This window comes from Enterococcus dongliensis, assembly GCF_031927985.1.
GTDB lineage: Bacteria > Bacillota > Bacilli > Lactobacillales > Enterococcaceae > Enterococcus_A > Enterococcus_A dongliensis.
The window spans coordinates 105,242-122,203 of the sequence record NZ_JARPZC010000006.1 but is presented as its reverse complement, the minus strand read 5'-3'; the positions used below and the strand labels follow the sequence as shown (position 1 = coordinate 122,203).

Here is a 16,962-nt window from a genome sequence, read left to right as displayed (position 1 = left end):
TAATTCTTTGGTCAGAACTATTTTGAGTGTAGCACAAATGGCTTTTTTAGTTGTCTAGCTTAATTTTACAATCGGCGATCTATCACCATTCAATCAAAATACAAAAATGTTCGAGACTTGCGCTAAAATAATTAATCTTTGCACAATCTAAACAATAACTACATTGCTTTTAATGGTATCATGAAAATTTTTTCAATCATTTAGATTGATTTTAGTAAACACAAAAAAGCACTAAGACTTAAAGTCTTAGTGCTTTTGACTTCGTTAAATATGAATTGGCAGACCTAATGCTAATTCAGCTGTATCCATCACGATTTCACCTAATGATGGGTGTGGATGGATTGTCAATGCAATATCTTCTGCATTCATGCCGGATTCAATCGCTAAAGCAAGTTCAGAAACCATGTCACTTGCCCCTACACCAGCGATTTGTGCACCGATAACTACATTGTCATCAACGGTTGTTACCAAACGAAGGAATCCTTCAGATTTACCTAACGACAATGCGCGGCCATTTCCAGAGAATGGGAATTTGAAGGCTTTTGCTTCTAATCCTGCTTCTTTTGCTTCTTTAATTGTCATACCGACAGAAGCCAATTCAGGATCAGTAAAAGCAACAGCAGGCATTGCTTTGTAATCAACGGCTACTTTTTTACCAGAAATTGCTTCAGCAGCGATTTTTGCTTCATAGCTAGCTTTATGTGCCAAAGCAGCGCCCGGAACGATATCTCCGATTGCATAGATACTTGGTACATTTGTCCGGCCTTGTTTGTCGACTGGAATCAATCCGCGGTCAGTCATTTCAACACCGGCTTGTTCTAAGCCCATGTCATTTGTATTAGGACGACGACCAACTGTTACCATGACGTAGTCTGCATCGATTGTTTCTTCTTTTCCATCTACTTCATAACGAACTGTTACGCTATCTCCATTATCAACTGCTTCACGCGCCATCGCAGAAGTAACCACTTTGATTCCTTTTTGTTTGAAATCTTTCTCAACAACTTGAACCATGTCTTTTTCATAAGTTGGCAAGATTTGTGGTGAGCCTTCAAGGATCGTTACACTAGCACCTAGGTTCGCATATGCGCCGCCTAATTCTGCTCCGATTACGCCGCCACCGATAATTACAAATTTTTCAGGAACTTCTTTTAATGCTAAACCGCCAGTAGAATCTAATACACGACCACCAAATTTAAATCCTGGAATTTCAATTGGTCGAGATCCAGTTGCTACGATTGCATTATTGAAAGAATAGGTTTGAGCAGAATCCGGATGAATCACACGCAATGTTTTATCATCAACGAAGAATGCTTCGCCTTCAATAATTTCCACTTTATGTTTTTTCAACAGGAATTTTACTCCTGATGTTAATTTATTAACGACACTTTTTTCTTTCCATTCTTGGGTCTTAGAAAAGTCTAAAGTAACATTTTCACTGTGCACACCAAATACTGAAGAATCAAGTGATTCTTGATAGTGATGTCCAGCAGAAATCAATGCTTTTGAAGGAACACAGCCGACGTTTAAACAAACGCCGCCGATGTATTCACGTTCAATAATCGCTACTTTTTGTCCCATTTCCGCAGCGCGGATGGCGGCTACATATCCACCAGGTCCGGAACCAATTACAACTGTATCTAATTCAATGGCAAAATCTCCAACTACCATGTTTTTATCATCCTTCCATTAATAACAATTCTGGGTCAGCCAATAAACGTTTGATATTGTTCATGGCTTTTTGCGCTGTCGCGCCATCAACGATGCGATGGTCGAAGCTTAATGAAAGTTTCATTACACGGCCAACCGCTATTTCTCCTTCTGCATTTACGATTGGTTGTTGGGCAATCGTACCTACACCTAAGATAGCAACTTCTGGGTAGTTGATTACTGGAGTGAACCATCCCCCACCAACAGAACCAATATTTGAGATTGTAACAGTACCATTACGCATATCCTCTGCTGCCAATTTTCCATCATGAGCCAAAGCTGCTTTCTCATTGATTTCATCAGCAATTTTGAACATCCCTTTTGTATCTGCATTTTTCACATTTGGTACATACAATCCATGATCAGTATCTGTTGCGATACCAATATTGTAGTAATTTTTATAAACGATTTCTTGAGCTGCGTCATCGATTGAGGCATTCAAGACAGGGAATTTTTTGACTGTTGCTGTTAAAGCTTTTACGACATACGGCAAGAAAGTCAATTTCGTTCCGTTATCCAAAGCCACTTGTTTGAATTTCTTACGGTGATCCCATAGTTTAGATACTTCTACTTCATCATGCAAAGTAACATGCGGAGCAGTATGCTTGCTATTGACCATTGCTTTAGCAATTGCTTTACGCGTTGGAGTTAATTTTTCGCGTGTTTCCATCTCACCCATAGTAGAAGTGAAAGGTTGAGCTGGTTTTTCAGCTTTAGTTGGTGCACTAGCCGCACTCGTTGTTTCAGTTTTTTGAGCTTGTGCTGGAGCTGTTTGTCCACCAGAAACGAAAGAATCAATATCTTCTTTTACAATGCGGCCGCCTTTGCCAGTAGCTGTTACTTGGGTAATATCCACGTCTTTTTCGCGGGCATACTGACGAACTGATGGCATAGCCAAAATACGTTTGTTTGGATCACTTGCTTCAACAACAGTCGATGCTTCTTTAGCTGCTGCTTTTGGTTCTTCTGCAGGAGTACTTGACTCAGTTGCAGCACTAGCATTGTTATGTCCAGGTGCGTCAATCTCGACCAACACGTCACCGACATTGGCAACTGTTCCTTCATTAACCACGATTTTTTTAACTGTCCCTGTTACTGGAGAAGGGATTTCTTCTACTGATTTATCATTTTGTACTTCTAATAAAGTATCATCTTCATTGATTGTATCGCCGGCCTTAACGAACCATTTGACGATCTCACCTTCTGCAATTCCTTCACCGATGTCCGGTAATTTAAATTGGTAAGCCATATTTTTTTCGCTCCTTCTAAATTAAAATTCCACGATTTCTTTTACTTTTGCTTCAATATCTGCTGCATTTGGCAACCAAATACCTTCCGCTTGTCCGAATGGGAAAATCGTATCTGGAGCAGAAACTCGTCCAATTGGTGCTTCTAAAGATAAAATTGCCCGTTCAGAAATCTCTGAGATGACTTGTGCAGAAACGCCTGCTTGTTTTTGTGCTTCTTGAACGACAACAACCCGACCGGTCTTCTCAACTGATTTGATGATTGTCTCAACATCAAGTGGTGCTACTGTCCGTAAGTCGATGATTTCTGCATTGATATTTTCTTTTGCTAAGTTATCCGCTGCTTTGATTGCTTCGCGAACCATAGCACCGTAAGTGATGATTGATACATCAGAACCTTCTTTAGTTACAGCGGCTTTATCCAAAGGTACTTCATAAATTCCTTCTGGTACTTCTTCACGGAATGAACGATATAATTTCATATGTTCTAAGAATACAACTGGATCATTGTTTCGAATAGAAGCAATCAACAATCCTTTAGCATCGTAAGGATTTGATGGAATAACAACGCGTAAGCCTGGTGATTGTGCCATCAATCCTTCTAAATTATCTGAGTGAAGTTCTGGAGTATGGACGCCGCCACCAAATGGTGCACGAATAGTGATTGGCATATTCCGCGTATTTCCCATACGGTAACGTGTACGAGCCATTTGTCCAACAATCTCATCCATTGCTTCAAATACAAAACCAAAGAATTGAATTTCAGGAACTGGACGGAAGCCTTGCAGAGCTAAACCAAAAGCAAGACCTGCAATACCAGATTCAGCTAATGGTGTATCAAACACTTGATCTTCACCAAATTTGTCTTGAAGACCTTCAGTGGCACGGAAGACCCCGCCATTTTTACCAACGTCTTCACCAAAAATTAGAACTTCTTTATCTTTTTCAAGCATCAGAGCTAAGGCATCTGTAATTGCTTGGATCATTGTTTTTTGTGCCATGATTATTTCGACTCCTTCGCTTCATAGAATTCAATTTGTTCTTTGATGTTTTGAGGTTGAACTTCATACATATTTTTCAAGAAATCAGAAACTTTTTGTTTTGGTACTCGATCGGCATCTGTTACCGCTTGTTTGATTTCTTCTTTCGTTGCTTCGATTACTTGTTCTTCTTTTTCTTCTGACCATAGACCTTTTTCTGTTAAATATTTACGGAAACGAACCAATGGATCTTTTTTAGTCCATTCGTTATCTAATTCTTTGGTACGATAACGTGTTGGATCGTCACCTGATAATGTATGTGGACCATAACGGTAAGTCAATGTTTCAATCAACACAGGACCATTGCCGTTAGCTGCCCATTCGCGTGCTTTTTTAGAAACATAATACACGGCTAATGGGTCCATCCCGTCAACTTGAATACCAGGAATTCCAGCAGCTACTGATTTTTGAGCCAATGTTTTTGCAGCTGATTGTTTTTCACGTGGTGTTGAGATAGCAAAACCATTATTTTGGATATAAAATACAGCGTTTGCATGATAAGAACCAGCAAAGTTAATGGCTTCATAGAAATCCCCTTGTGATGAACCACCATCACCAGTATAAGTAAAGACAACATTTTTACTGTTGCGTTTTTTCAATGCTAGAGCTACACCAGCAGCTTGAACATATTGTGCACCAATGATGATTTGAGGTGGCAACGCTTGTAAATCAGCAGCATAATTATTTCCAGCAACATGTCCGCGTGACCATAAGAATGCTTCTGCTAGTGGCAAACCATGTTTAATTAATTGAGGAACATCGCGGTAGCCCGGTAATAAAACGTCTTCTTTTTCAAATGCAAAATGACTTGCTAATTGACTTGCTTCTTGTCCGGCTGTCGGTGCAAAAAAGCCTAAACGTCCTTGACGGTTCAATGCTGTTGAACGTTGGTCTAATACGCGTGACCAAACCATTGAGGTCATCAATTCAACAAGCTCCTCATCTGATAAATCAGGAATCAGATTTTTATTTACTACTTTTCCATCTTCATCCAGTGCTTGATAAACGGGGAAATCCGCGTTTATATCTTTTAGTAAGGCTTCAAAATCAATCGTTAACTTTTTTTCTGCCATCGTGTCACACTTTCCTCTCTTTAAGTAAATTCAATCGTGCTATCAGTACAACAGCAATTCAATCTGTATCATTGCTATTCGTCCTTCCTCTCTAAATTAGCATTTTTATCGACGAATGACAACCAACTTGCTCATTTTTTTTGAACAAATTAGAGCGTTTTATTTTTTATTCTTGTGAATATTTTTTCATACTTTTACAAAGCTGAGAATTTTTTATTTATCTGCTTAGTGAGTTGACCTATCAGAAAAAACGAGAGTAGGCTCTGCTTTTATTAGCAATCTATATAAGAACCTTTTTCAAAAAATGACAATTCATTCTTTGGGTTCAAAAAAAATTATATTCTTTTTTTACAAAAAAAAAGAAACAGAATAGTAACATAGACCATTCTGTTATAGTTCAGATCCATTCTTTTGCAATTTTGATATAGATCATTTTCCCTAATTGAGTTGCTATCATGTATCCAATGACAATTGCGACATACCATAACCAGTAGCTGTTTGGCAGGTGAACAAAATCAAATTGGTCTGCAATTGGGGTCAAAATTACTAAAATACCAGTCGCTACTGCCAACAACAAACTAGCAAAAACTTGTGGTGCTGGTCGGCTTTGAATAAACGGAACCTTCTTTGTCCGAACCATCAAGACTACTAATGCTTGTGTCGTCAAACCAATCATAAACCAACCAGTTTGGAATAAATTTTGTGAAGCGAGCGTATTTGCTCCAAAAGTGAACCACATCACTAAGAAAGTAATGATATCAAAAATTGAACTGATTGGTCCGATGCATAATGTAAATTTCAACAGACCTTTTGTTTCCCATTTTGTCGGTACGCGCAATTCTTCTTCGTCAACATTATCCCAAGGAATCGTCAACTGCGCGATATCATAAATCAGATTTTGCAATAATAATTGAATCGATAACATTGGTAAAAATGGTAAAAAGGCGCTGGCAACTAAGATTGAGAATACATTGCCAAAATTAGAGCTGATCGTGATCTTGATGTATTTCATCATATTGCTAAATACTCGACGGCCTTCAATCACACCGCTTTCTAAAACAGCTAAACTTTTTTCTAATAAAATAATCGAGCTTGCATCTTTAGTGATATCAGCAGCAGTATCCACCGAGATACCGACATCGGCTTTTCTTAACGCTGGTGCATCATTGATGCCATCTCCCATAAATCCCACCGTATGACCTTTGCTTTGTAAGGATTCAATGATTCGAGACTTTTGCATTGGATTTAATTTTGCAAATAAATTGATCGTCTCAGCTGCTTGATACAATTCTTCATCTGACATTTCATCGATTTGATTGCCCAGTAAATAATTTTTTGCAGGGATACCCACATCTTGACAGACCTTTTGTGCAACAATCGCATTGTCGCCAGTCAAAACTTTCACTACAACTCCATGTTGATGAAGTGATTGGATCGCAGGTTTGGCTGATGCTTTAGCTGGATCTAAAAATCCCATGAATCCAATCAGAACCATATCTTTTTCATCATCTGTAGAATAGATTGCTTCATCATGGGCATCACGCCGAACAGCCACAGTAATCACACGCATTCCTTGACGATTCATTTTTTCATTGACTAGCTGTAATTGTTGACGAATCTCAGAGGTCAATTCTAACGTCTCGCCATTAATTTCAACATATTTGCAGACAGCTGCCATTTCTTCGACAGCACCTTTTGTGATCATTAATTGATGCTCATCAGCTTTCATGACCACTGTTAAACGACGGCGAGAAAAATCAAAGGGGATCTCATCAATCTTTTGCACGGTTTGATAAGGCAGATGCCGTTCTTGTGCTTCAAAATAATTGATTACTGCTATGTCCATCAAGTTTTTCCAACCAGTTTGATACGTAGAATTCATAAAAGCCAGATCAAGTACTTGATCATTTTCATTTCCTAATGGGTCGAGATGTTGAACCAAAACGACCCGGTCTTCCGTAATTGTTCCCGTTTTATCGGTACAAAGCACATCCATACTGCCTAAATTCTGAATAGATGCCAGCTCTTTTACGATTACTTTATGCTTCGAAAGAGTCAATGCTCCTTTTGCTAAATTAGAACTCACAATCATCGGCAACATTTCTGGCGTCAAGCCAACTGCTACTGCAATCGCAAAGAAGAACGCGCTGCTCCAATCCCCTTTTGTCAGCCCATTGATTAGAAAGACTAACGGAAATAGCACCATAACCATTTGAAGCAACAATTTACTGACTTTTGCCAACCCTAAATCAAATGTTGTTTTCCCGCGTTTTGTCGTTGCATTTTTCGCAATGTCTCCAAAAAAAGTTTGTTGGCCGGTTTTTAAAATGATTGCTTTTCCTTGCCCACTCAATACATCCGTTCCCATGAAAACTAAATTTGTCAAATCTAACGCAGTCAAATCATCGGCTACTTCTTTTTCATTTGCTAAAAATTTTTCAACAGGCATAGATTCTCCCGTCAGTGAAGACTGATTCACAAATAGATCCTTGGTCCAGATCAAAACAGCATCAGCAGGAATCATATCGCCAGTTGCTAATGTCAAGATATCACCAGGCACCACTTCATCCATCGGAATTTCTTTTGTTTCGCCATTGCGAGTAATGGCTGCAGTATTTTCAATCATTTCTTTTAATTCGATACTTGCTTTTTGCGAGCGATATTCTTGAATAAAAGTAATCAGTACACTTGCCAAGATCATAATCGTCATGACAGCTGCCGCTTCTAGATCATTTGTAACTAATGAAACGACTGCTAACAACGCTAAAACATAAACAAATGGATCATTAAATGCCTGTAAAAGCAGCAAGAGTGCTGGTGTCGGTTTTTGTGCAGTCACTTCGTTTGGACCGTATTCTTCTAAACGACTTTGTGCATCTTCTTCAGATAATCCTTGCAACGAAGTTCGTAAATTTAAAAAAAGATCACGATCAGATAGGATCGCTAATTTTTTAAGTTCTTGGTCTTTATTTATCTTGCGAGCAAGAAGGTTCTTTCTGTTCATCATAATGGTTCCTCCTATTGTTCAAGGCCACCAGAGTCGCCCTGTTGTTTTTACTTTTGGGTCGACTATCGTCATGATCCATCTTCCTCACATCCTTTCGCTTATTAAAAGTTATTAGGTTTTTCTAAAGTCCTTTTTATCCCACTATTGTCCCTTAATAATTTCCACAAAAAAAGCACGTACTCGATAATGAGCACGTGCGAAAAGGTTCAATCATGTCCATCGTCGAGCTTTAGCACTATAGGGCGTAGACAGAATTGTCAGCTACGTTATGAATCACCTTCACGATGATTCCTGTTCTACCCATTGGCGTCTCTCGACATTTTTGGGCAGTAGCCTGTGTCCATATAGGAGCCTCACCTAACAACTATTTAATTTACCTTCTAACTATAAATTACTTATCATTGACTGTCAAACTTAAAATTGAAAAAATTTGTTTTTTTCAGAAACTCATCGACTTGTTTATTTGGCGTACTTCCAAAATAATCTGCGAACTTTTTGCTCCAACGTTTTGTCTCACGTGCCTCAGCAAATTTTTCCATCGTTGCATCATATTCTTCAATCAATGAATAATCATAGTCTTGATACGTATCATAGTGAACCACGGCTTGTTCTGGCAAACGTGGTTTAACTCGCATCTCTACTGTTGGTTTGCCGATACTCAACCCAGCGATTGGGAAAACATAATCAGGCAGATTTAACAGTTCTCCGATTTCTGAAAGATTTTTCCGAATACTTCCAACGACAACCGAGCCCAAACCTAAAGCTTCTGTGGCGATTACAGCATTTTCTAAAGCCAAAGCAGTATCCGTAACAGCAGTAATCAACGGATCAAGCCCTTCAGCGATTGGATACTCTGCTTCATAATGTTCGGCAACTTTTTGTGTTCGCTTTAGATCAGCTACAAATATTAAGAAAACTGAGCTATGTAGCATATGAGGATTTCTGGGATTCAGAGCAACCAGCTGCTCACGGATAGTCCGATCTTTTATCACAATAATGCTATACATTTGACCATTCATCCAACTCGGCGCCTGACGGCTAGCCTGTAAAATCGTCTGTAGTTCTTCCTCAGTCAATTGATAAGTCTCATCAAACTCCCGATAAGTTCGATGCTGTTTCATCACTTCTAATGCTTCCATTTACTTCCTCCTTAATTCCTTTGAGATCTTTTGTAACTTTAAAAAAAATTGCTGCCGCATGTGCGCAGTCATTCGAGTGTAATTTACCCGCATGGCCATCGTATCATTGCTGAAAAGAAAAGAAGGCGCGATCACTACTTTTTCTCGGGAAAAAATTTCCCAATCCTTACGAGTTAAGTGCTGATGACGCCAGGTCAAATAGACATAAATCCCCCCATCAATCTTTGAAATATCCCAGTCTTTTGCAATCACAGATGATTCTTCTAAAAAAGCTTGTGCGCGCTCATTCAAAGCTGTAACTAAGTCTGCTTGATTTTTTTCAAATTGCGGATCAGTTAATGCGGTATGTGCGATTACTTGCGGAAAAATACTGATTGAAAAATCCATCATTTGTTTGGCTTCAGATAAACGTTGAATCAAATCTTGATCAGCGACGATCCAGCCAATTTTGATGGACGAACCGAAAATCTTTGAAAGTGAACCTAGATGAATCACCTGATGCGGGGCAAGTTCTTTTAACGAAGGAGGCACCTTGTTAAAGGTCAATTCACTAAAAACTTCATCTTCTACGATTGGTAATTGATATTTCCGACTCAATTCAATCAATTCATTTCGACGTCGTTTAGACATAGTCGTTCCGGTCGGATTTTGAAAAGTCGGATTCAGAATAATCAATCTGATTTTTTTAGTCAAAATCAGCTGTTCTAATTTATCAATTCGCATACCTTCTTGATCCATTTCGACGCCATAAAGTTTCACTCCCGCACTGGCAAAAATCGGCAACGAATATAAAAATGAAGGATCTTCGATTGCAACACTGTCTCCACTTTGCAGCATCACTTGCAATAATAAAAACATCGCTTGTTGCGCCCCAGACGTGATTAACACTTGATTCGATGAAATATCAATCTTTTGTTCTGACTTGACTCGCTGACAAATCACTTGCTGCAGCGGCCGATACCCCAAAGGACTCTGTTTTTTTTCTTCTAGTAATAATTCCTCCCATGTATATGAAGGAAAACGAAAATCCGGAATCAATCCTAACGGCAACTCTCCAGAAAATAGATCGATCGCAGCGGGATCATTTAATAACTCTTGGACTTTTTCTAAAAACGGCTCATTAGGATGTAATTCTTGCGTAAATAGACGGCGCCAGTCAACTCGCGGCGCTGTACTTCTCCCCCAATTGCCTTCGTTGACAATCGTTCCGCTGCCTTGTCGCCGCAAGATCCAGCCGAGACTGACTAGTTCATCTAAGGCATGGACAACAGTGGAACGATTAACTTGATAATAAGTCGCTAATTTCCGCTCAGCTGGCAATCTATCACCTGGTTTTAACGTACCATCTTGAATATAGCCGATGATTTGCTCAATAATTTGCTGATAAATCGGTGTTTTTTTTTCTTCAGATAGGTGCCACATAAACTTCCCTCATTCAACATTGGATGATTCAACGCTACTCCAATTATAGTTTTCTGTCAATAAGCGACTGATTGTTAGATATAAAAAAAGAGCGATAATAATCGCTCTAAATCGTATCACCATTAAAAATCGAGTTTTTAACGATTACGTAATCTACTTTTTGCAAGGCTTCTAGATCTTTTCCGCCAGCGTAAGAAATCGACGACTGCAAATCTTGCTGCATCTCAACTAATGTATCTTTTAAAGAACCTTTATAAGGAATCCAGATTTTCTTTCCTTCAACGTTTTTCTTTTCACCTTTTTGAAATTCAGAGGCGCTGCCAAAATACTCTTTGAAAACCACGCCATCTTCTACTTTTGTTTCACCTGGTGATTCTTCATGTCCGGCAAATAATGAACCAATCATGACCATTGTTGCACCAAAACGAATAGACTTTGCGATATCACCATGAGTACGAATACCGCCATCGGCGATAATAGGTTTACGAGCTGCTTTTGCACACCAGCTCAAGGCTGCTAACTGCCAGCCTCCTGTTCCAAAACCTGTTTTGATCTTTGTAATACAAACTTTCCCCGGTCCAATTCCGACCTTAGTTGCGTCTGCTCCAGCGTTTTCTAATTCACGTACAGCCTCCGGAGTGCCAACATTTCCAGCAATGACGAACGTTTCTGGTAAATATTCTTTGATATGTTCGATCATTTGGATAACTGCTTCTGAATGACCATGGGCGATATCAATCGTGATAAAATCAGGATTTAATTTCTCCTCAGCCAATTGTTTCACAAAGTCGTATTCATACCCTTTTACCCCTACACTGATTGAGGTAACTAAACCACGAGCCTGCATTTTCTTTATGAAAGGAATCCGTTCTTCCTCATAAAAACGATGCATAATATAAAAGTAACCATTCTCTGCCAAAAATTCTGCAATCTTCTCATCAATAATCGTCTGCATATTAGCTGGCACTACTGGCATCTTAAAACTAAACTTTCCTAATTGGACGGTCGTATCACATTCTGATCGACTATTTACAATACATTTATTGGGAATCAACTGAATATCTTCATAATCAAATACTTTCATAATGGCCTCCAGTGAATAAGATAAAAAAACATAGAGCGTTATCGCCCTATGTAATTTACAATATATTCAACTAAAAAGCAAGCATGTTTTAATTTTTTTAGCAAAAAACACGAACATTAATTTTTAAACAACTAATTTCCTTAACTTTTTCGCTTGCAGACTAACTAAAAAGATAACATCTTCCATTTCTTCTTCACTTGTCACTTTCATTTCAATCTGTCGTGTATTTTTTGACACATCTTCAAATTTTTCTTTGAATTCATTTGACATCACCTGCACCATTGGCGTGAGATATTGAATACCAAAATCCGGAAATGGTATCACAACAGAAAAATACTCTTTATGGATCTTGATACGACAAAGCAAACCATTATATTGTTCAATCGCTAACTGCCACCCTGTTTGTTTTTGAAAAATATACTTGATTTTGGGATCATAATGTCGCATGATTTGAGCCAATAAAATTTTTAAATATTGGGAATTGGGCAGTTCTGATAAAATCATCTGCAATTCATGCTCTTCATCAACTTTGGACCCTTTCTTTTCCATAGTTCTCTCCTCTTTCACTATACTTTAAACAATTTTGACAAATACACTTCGCGCTTGACTATAGTAATCAAATTATTTTTTCTTTACAAGCACATCTACCTCTAATGTTTCCTTCACATTTAGTCTAACACTTTTAATTAAGCCTGTCATTTTTTAAATCTTCTTTTAAAATGACCACAAAAAAACGGCTCAACAGCCGTTTTTTAATATTATTGAGCTTTCTCACCAATATCCTGACGATAAAAATAATCTGTTGTATCAATGTTCTCTAATATTTGGTACACTTTTTTTTGAGCTGATTCAATAGTCGCTGCTTGAGCCCCTACTAATAGAACGCGACCGCCAGAAGATTGCAACGTTCCGTTTTTCTCAGTCACTCCTGCATAATAAATTTCCGCTTGATCAGCAAAATCAGGCACTTCCATTCCTGTTTGATAGTCATCAGGATACCCGTTTGCTGCCAATACTACACCGACTGATGCTTGATCGTTCCAAGTCAGTTCAGGCTCATGATCGGTTAATAGATCCTCTATTATTTGAGCCAGATCACTTGTCAATCGCGGTAAAACGACTTGCGTTTCAGGATCTCCAAAACGTGCATTAAATTCAATTACTTTCGGACCATCCTCAGTTGCAATCAGGCCTGCATATAAAACTCCGTTAAATGGCGTCCCGTTTTTCACCATTCCAGTTGCAGCCGGTTTTAGAATCTTTTCTACCGCTCGGTCAATCATTTCTGCCGGGATTTGCGGCACTGGTGAGTAGGCGCCCATTCCACCAGTATTTGGACCTTGATCATTGTCATAGGCACGTTTATGGTCTTGAGCAATCACCATCGGATAAACTTTTTCGTTTTTTACAAAAGCCAGCAATGAAAATTCTTCACCGCTTAAAAATTCTTCTATTACAACTTTCTCACCACTTTTACCAAACCGATGATCAGTCATCATTTCAGTCAGCGCTTGGACTGCATCTGCTAAAGTTAAAGCAACGGTCACACCTTTACCAGCAGCTAACCCGTCTGCTTTAATCACAATCGGCACACCTTTTTCTTCTACGTACGCACATGCGGCTTGATAATCAGTAAATACTGCATAATCAGCTGTAGGGATTGCGTTATCTTTCATAAGTTTTTTCGCAAATTCTTTTGACCCTTCAATGATTGCAGCTGCTTTAGTCGGCCCAAAAATTTTTAATCCTGCTGCTTGAAAAGCATCAACAATCCCATCAAGTAATGGTATTTCTGGTCCCACAAATGTCCAATCAATATCCTTTTCTTGAGCAAAAGAAATCAGCGCTTGATGATTATTCTCAGGGATATCTACCAAAGAAATCCCATCTTTTTTCATCCCCACATTTCCCCGAGCACAAAAAACAGTGGAAACTTTAGGGCTCTCCAATAGTTTTTTCGCAATAGCATGTTCGCGACCGCCGCTTCCAATAATTAATAGCTTCATGAAGTCCTCCTTGAATTAATGTCTGAAATGACGAACACCAGTGAATACCATTGCTATACCATATTGATCTGCCATAGCAATCGAATCTTTGTCCCGAATACTGCCTCCTGGCTGAACGATGGCTTTAATCCCATGTTGTGCCGCATATTCAACGCTGTCATCCATCGGAAAATATGCATCACTAGCTAAAACAGCTCCAGCCATTCGGCCTTTCGCTGCTTCTAAAGCAAGTTTGACCGAACCCACTCGATTCATTTGTCCAGCACCGATACCGACTGTTTGCTGTTCATTAGCAACAACGATCGCATTTGACTTCACATGCTTAACGGCTTTCCATGCAAATGCTAAAGCTTTCAATTCACTCGCAGTTGGTTGGCGCTTAGTCGCCACTTCCCACTCTTCAGGTACCTCTTCAACGATGTCTTGATCTTGGACTAATAATCCCCCTAAAACGGCGACTACTTCTGATTGTTCACTTTCTTGTTTGCTAAAGTCTAACGTCATTAACCGTAAGTTTTTCTTACTGGAGAGCATATCAAAAGCTTCCTTACTAAAACTTGGCGCGATAATGATTTCTAAAAATAGTTTATGCAGTTCTTCTGCTGTAGCAAGATCAATTTCACGATTCGCTACTATGATTCCGCCAAAAATCGAGGTGGGATCAGCTTCATAAGCAAACTGATAGGCTTCCAGAATCGTTGTACCACTGCCGATACCACACGGATTCATATGTTTTAAAGCAACTACTGTTGGCGCAGTAAATTCTCTAATGATTCGAATCGCCGCATCGGCATCTTTGATATTATTATAAGATAACTCTTTTCCATGTAATTGTTGCGCACTTGCAATTGAATAAGAAACCGGTAAAGCATTTTGGTAAAAGGCTGCGGTCTGGTGGCTGTTTTCTCCATAACGCAAAGTTTGTTTCAAATCATACGTTAAATTCAGCTTTTCCGGATTGGTTTCTGCCACACTTCGAGTGAAATACTCTGCGATCAAGGCATCATAAGCAGCTGTGTGACGGAAAACTTTTGCCGCTAAACGTTTACGAGTCGCTAAAGAGGTCGCATGGTTATTTTTTATTTCTGCTAACACAAGTGCATAGTCTTTTGGATCAACGACAACTGTTACTGAAGAAAAATTTTTAGCAGCAGAGCGCAGCATACTTGGTCCGCCGATGTCAATATTTTCAATCGCTTCTTCTTCGGTCACTTCAGGTTTTGTGATCGTTTCTTTAAATGGATATAAATTCACACATACAAAATCGATTGGTTGGATATCATGTTCCGCCATGGCATCCAGATGACTTCTTAAATCGCGGCGCGCCAGTAATCCTCCGTGTATTTTAGGATGCAATGTCTTTACTCGCCCATCCATCATTTCTGGAAAATCTGTCACTTCGTCAATACTTAAAGTCGGGATGCCTGCTTTATCTAAAATATTTTTAGTCCCGCCAGTCGAGATAATTTCAATCCCTGCTTGAACCAATCCTTTTGTAAATTCAACAATCCCAGTTTTATCTGAGACACTGATCAATGCTCTTGTCATTATGGCTCTCCTTATGTCTGTCAGTATAATTTCGTTTGCTATTCTTCAACAAAATTCAACTTAGATTTCTGCTACTTACTGCTCATTGACAATCTTTGCAAGAATTTCTGGATAAAGCTGATGTTCCAGTTGGTGAATCTTTGTCTCTAAATCAGCTAAATGATCGCTTTTTTCTATTGAGATTTTTTTTTGTGCAATGATTGGACCAGTATCCACTCCGCTATCGACGTAATGGATCGTAATTCCTGTTTCACTTACACCTGCTTCATAGGCGTCTTTAATTCCATGTAAACCGGGAAAATCAGGTAATAATGCGGGATGGATATTGATTATTCGTTTTGGATAAGCCGCAAGCAGCTCCTTACCGATAATCCGCATGTAACCGGCCAATACTACTAGATCTACTCGGTACTGATTTAGCAACTCTAGTAATGCTGTTTCATACTTTTTTTTGTTGGGAAACTCTTTTAACTCGAAACTTTCACAAGAAATTGCAAATTTTTCTCCTCGTTTCAACACATAGGCATCGCGATGGTCGGAAAATAATAACACGATCTCAGCGGCAATCTTTTTTTCTTTAACTGCTTGAGCGATTGCTTCAAAATTCGAACCATTTCCTGAGGCTAGAATCGCTATTCTCATGCTTTTTCCTCTTTGAAAATAATTGATGAGCCCTCTTTTTCAATCACTTGGCCAATAACAAAAGAAGCGATAGCTCTTTTGTTTAAGTCAGCTTGTAAATCAGCGAGTCTTTCAGGAGAGATTGCTAATACCATGCCGATTCCCATATTAAATATTTCATACATTTCTTTTTCAGGTATCTCGCCATAGGTTGCTAACGCTTTAAAGATTGGTAAGATTGGCCATGAGCCAACCTCAATCTCGCAAGCTAACTCATCTGACAACATCCGAGGAATATTTTCAACAAACCCACCGCCAGTCACATGGGCGATTCCATTGAGCCAGCCTTTTTTTACTAACGGCAACACTGCATCCACATAGATTTTTGTTGGTTTCAACAGCTCGTCGCTTAATTTTTCTGCTAGTTCAGGTAATTGTTCATCCATTGTAAAATCATGCATTTCAAAAAAAATCTTTCGCACAAGCGAATACCCATTGGAATGGATTCCCGATGAAGGTAACCCGATTAACAGATCCCCAGGCTTGATTTTCTCCCCTGTGATCATCTGACTTTTTTCAGCAATCCCAACTGCAAATCCGGCTAGATCGTAGTCATCTGTCCCATACATCCCTGGCATTTCTGCAGTCTCACCGCCAATTAATGCAGCACCTGCTTGAACACACCCTTCTGCAACGCCTGCTACTACTTGTTCTAATCGTTCGGGAATATTTTTACCAGTCGCGATATAATCTAAAAAATACAAAGGCTCTGCCCCTTGAGCGACGATATCATTCACACACATCGCAACACAATCGATTCCGATTGTATCATGTTTATCTGCTTGGATCGCAACCATCAATTTAGTTCCAACACCATCTGTTCCAGATACTAACACAGGTTCATTTAATTTAAATTGACTCAAATCAAAACAGCCGCCGAAGCCGCCAATTCCGCCCATTACGCCTAAACGTTCAGTTTTTTTCACGTGTTTTTTGATACGTTCCACAACTTCGTAACCTGCTTTTACATCAACGCCTGCTTTGGAGTATGCATTTCCCACTTGA

Annotated in this window: 13 protein-coding genes and 1 riboswitch; all 13 genes read right to left on the bottom strand. The window is 39.1% G+C overall.

The window, feature by feature from the left end; translation table 11 throughout:
- Window positions 1-264: 264 nt before the first annotated feature.
- Window positions 265-1,671 (bottom strand): dihydrolipoyl dehydrogenase, encoded by a 1,407-nt coding sequence (gene lpdA, locus P7D84_RS06625; protein ID WP_311805659.1) that lies wholly within the window; start codon window positions 1,669-1,671, stop codon window positions 265-267.
- A gap of 7 nt (window positions 1,672-1,678) precedes the next feature.
- Complete coding sequence (locus P7D84_RS06620; RefSeq protein ID WP_311805657.1) at window positions 1,679-2,959, bottom strand: 2-oxo acid dehydrogenase subunit E2; 1,281 nt, start codon at window positions 2,957-2,959, stop codon at window positions 1,679-1,681.
- A gap of 21 nt (window positions 2,960-2,980) precedes the next feature.
- On the bottom strand, window positions 2,981-3,958 hold the full coding sequence (locus P7D84_RS06615; protein WP_137603323.1) for an alpha-ketoacid dehydrogenase subunit beta: 978 nt from the start codon (window positions 3,956-3,958) through the stop codon (window positions 2,981-2,983).
- Between the two features lie 2 nt (window positions 3,959-3,960).
- Entirely contained in the window at window positions 3,961-5,070 is a 1,110-nt protein-coding gene (gene pdhA, locus P7D84_RS06610; RefSeq protein ID WP_137603324.1) for a pyruvate dehydrogenase (acetyl-transferring) E1 component subunit alpha, read from the bottom strand.
- Window positions 5,071-5,467: 397 nt separating this feature from the next.
- On the bottom strand, window positions 5,468-8,074 hold the full coding sequence (gene mgtA, locus P7D84_RS06605) for a magnesium-translocating P-type ATPase (protein WP_311805660.1): 2,607 nt from the start codon (window positions 8,072-8,074) through the stop codon (window positions 5,468-5,470).
- Between the two features lie 210 nt (window positions 8,075-8,284).
- Window positions 8,285-8,449, bottom strand: a riboswitch (M-box (ykoK) riboswitch).
- Window positions 8,450-8,475: 26 nt separating this feature from the next.
- Entirely contained in the window at window positions 8,476-9,216 is a 741-nt protein-coding gene (locus P7D84_RS06600; protein WP_311805656.1) for a nitroreductase family protein, read from the bottom strand.
- Window positions 9,217-10,638 (bottom strand): aminotransferase-like domain-containing protein, encoded by a 1,422-nt coding sequence (locus P7D84_RS06595; protein WP_311805655.1) that lies wholly within the window; start codon window positions 10,636-10,638, stop codon window positions 9,217-9,219.
- A 106-nt stretch (window positions 10,639-10,744) separates the two neighbouring features.
- Complete coding sequence (guaC, locus tag P7D84_RS06590) at window positions 10,745-11,722, bottom strand: GMP reductase (RefSeq protein ID WP_311801101.1); 978 nt, start codon at window positions 11,720-11,722, stop codon at window positions 10,745-10,747.
- Between the two features lie 123 nt (window positions 11,723-11,845).
- A complete protein-coding gene (locus P7D84_RS06585; protein WP_311805653.1) occupies window positions 11,846-12,271 on the bottom strand; it encodes a DUF3788 family protein in 426 nt (141 codons plus the stop codon).
- 209 nt (window positions 12,272-12,480) lie between these two features.
- Complete coding sequence (gene purD, locus P7D84_RS06580; RefSeq protein WP_311805652.1) at window positions 12,481-13,728, bottom strand: phosphoribosylamine--glycine ligase; 1,248 nt, start codon at window positions 13,726-13,728, stop codon at window positions 12,481-12,483.
- Window positions 13,729-13,743: 15 nt separating this feature from the next.
- Window positions 13,744-15,276: a bifunctional phosphoribosylaminoimidazolecarboxamide formyltransferase/IMP cyclohydrolase gene (purH, locus tag P7D84_RS06575; protein ID WP_311805650.1), complete on the bottom strand. Its 1,533-nt coding sequence runs from the start codon at window positions 15,274-15,276 to the stop codon at window positions 13,744-13,746.
- Window positions 15,277-15,351: 75 nt separating this feature from the next.
- The gene (gene purN / locus P7D84_RS06570; protein ID WP_311805648.1) at window positions 15,352-15,918 is read right to left on the bottom strand and encodes a phosphoribosylglycinamide formyltransferase; all 567 of its coding nucleotides are present in this window, start codon (window positions 15,916-15,918) and stop codon (window positions 15,352-15,354) included.
- Window positions 15,915-16,958, bottom strand: a complete 1,044-nt coding sequence (gene purM / locus P7D84_RS06565; RefSeq protein WP_311805647.1) for a phosphoribosylformylglycinamidine cyclo-ligase — start codon at window positions 16,956-16,958, stop codon at window positions 15,915-15,917. Before purM ends, purN begins: the two co-directional genes overlap by 4 nt.
- Between the last annotated feature and the right edge of the window lie 4 nt (window positions 16,959-16,962).

Bases quoted from the DNA above. Each gene is read 5' to 3' on its own strand.
- guaC (WP_311801101.1), bottom strand. From the start codon at position 11,722: ATGAAAGTATTTGATTATGAAGATATTCAGTTGATTCCCAATAAATGT.
- mgtA (WP_311805660.1), bottom strand. From the start codon at position 8,074: ATGAACAGAAAGAACCTTCTTGCTCGCAAGATAAATAAAGACCAAGAA.
- lpdA (WP_311805659.1), bottom strand. From the start codon at position 1,671: ATGGTAGTTGGAGATTTTGCCATTGAATTAGATACAGTTGTAATTGGT.
- P7D84_RS06620 (WP_311805657.1), bottom strand. From the start codon at position 2,959: ATGGCTTACCAATTTAAATTACCGGACATCGGTGAAGGAATTGCAGAA.
- P7D84_RS06600 (WP_311805656.1), bottom strand. From the start codon at position 9,216: ATGGAAGCATTAGAAGTGATGAAACAGCATCGAACTTATCGGGAGTTT.
- purH (WP_311805650.1), bottom strand. From the start codon at position 15,276: ATGACAAGAGCATTGATCAGTGTCTCAGATAAAACTGGGATTGTTGAA.
- pdhA (WP_137603324.1), bottom strand. From the start codon at position 5,070: ATGGCAGAAAAAAAGTTAACGATTGATTTTGAAGCCTTACTAAAAGAT.
- P7D84_RS06585 (WP_311805653.1), bottom strand. From the start codon at position 12,271: ATGGAAAAGAAAGGGTCCAAAGTTGATGAAGAGCATGAATTGCAGATG.
- P7D84_RS06615 (WP_137603323.1), bottom strand. From the start codon at position 3,958: ATGGCACAAAAAACAATGATCCAAGCAATTACAGATGCCTTAGCTCTG.
- purD (WP_311805652.1), bottom strand. From the start codon at position 13,728: ATGAAGCTATTAATTATTGGAAGCGGCGGTCGCGAACATGCTATTGCG.
- purN (WP_311805648.1), bottom strand. From the start codon at position 15,918: ATGAGAATAGCGATTCTAGCCTCAGGAAATGGTTCGAATTTTGAAGCA.
- P7D84_RS06595 (WP_311805655.1), bottom strand. From the start codon at position 10,638: ATGTGGCACCTATCTGAAGAAAAAAAAACACCGATTTATCAGCAAATT.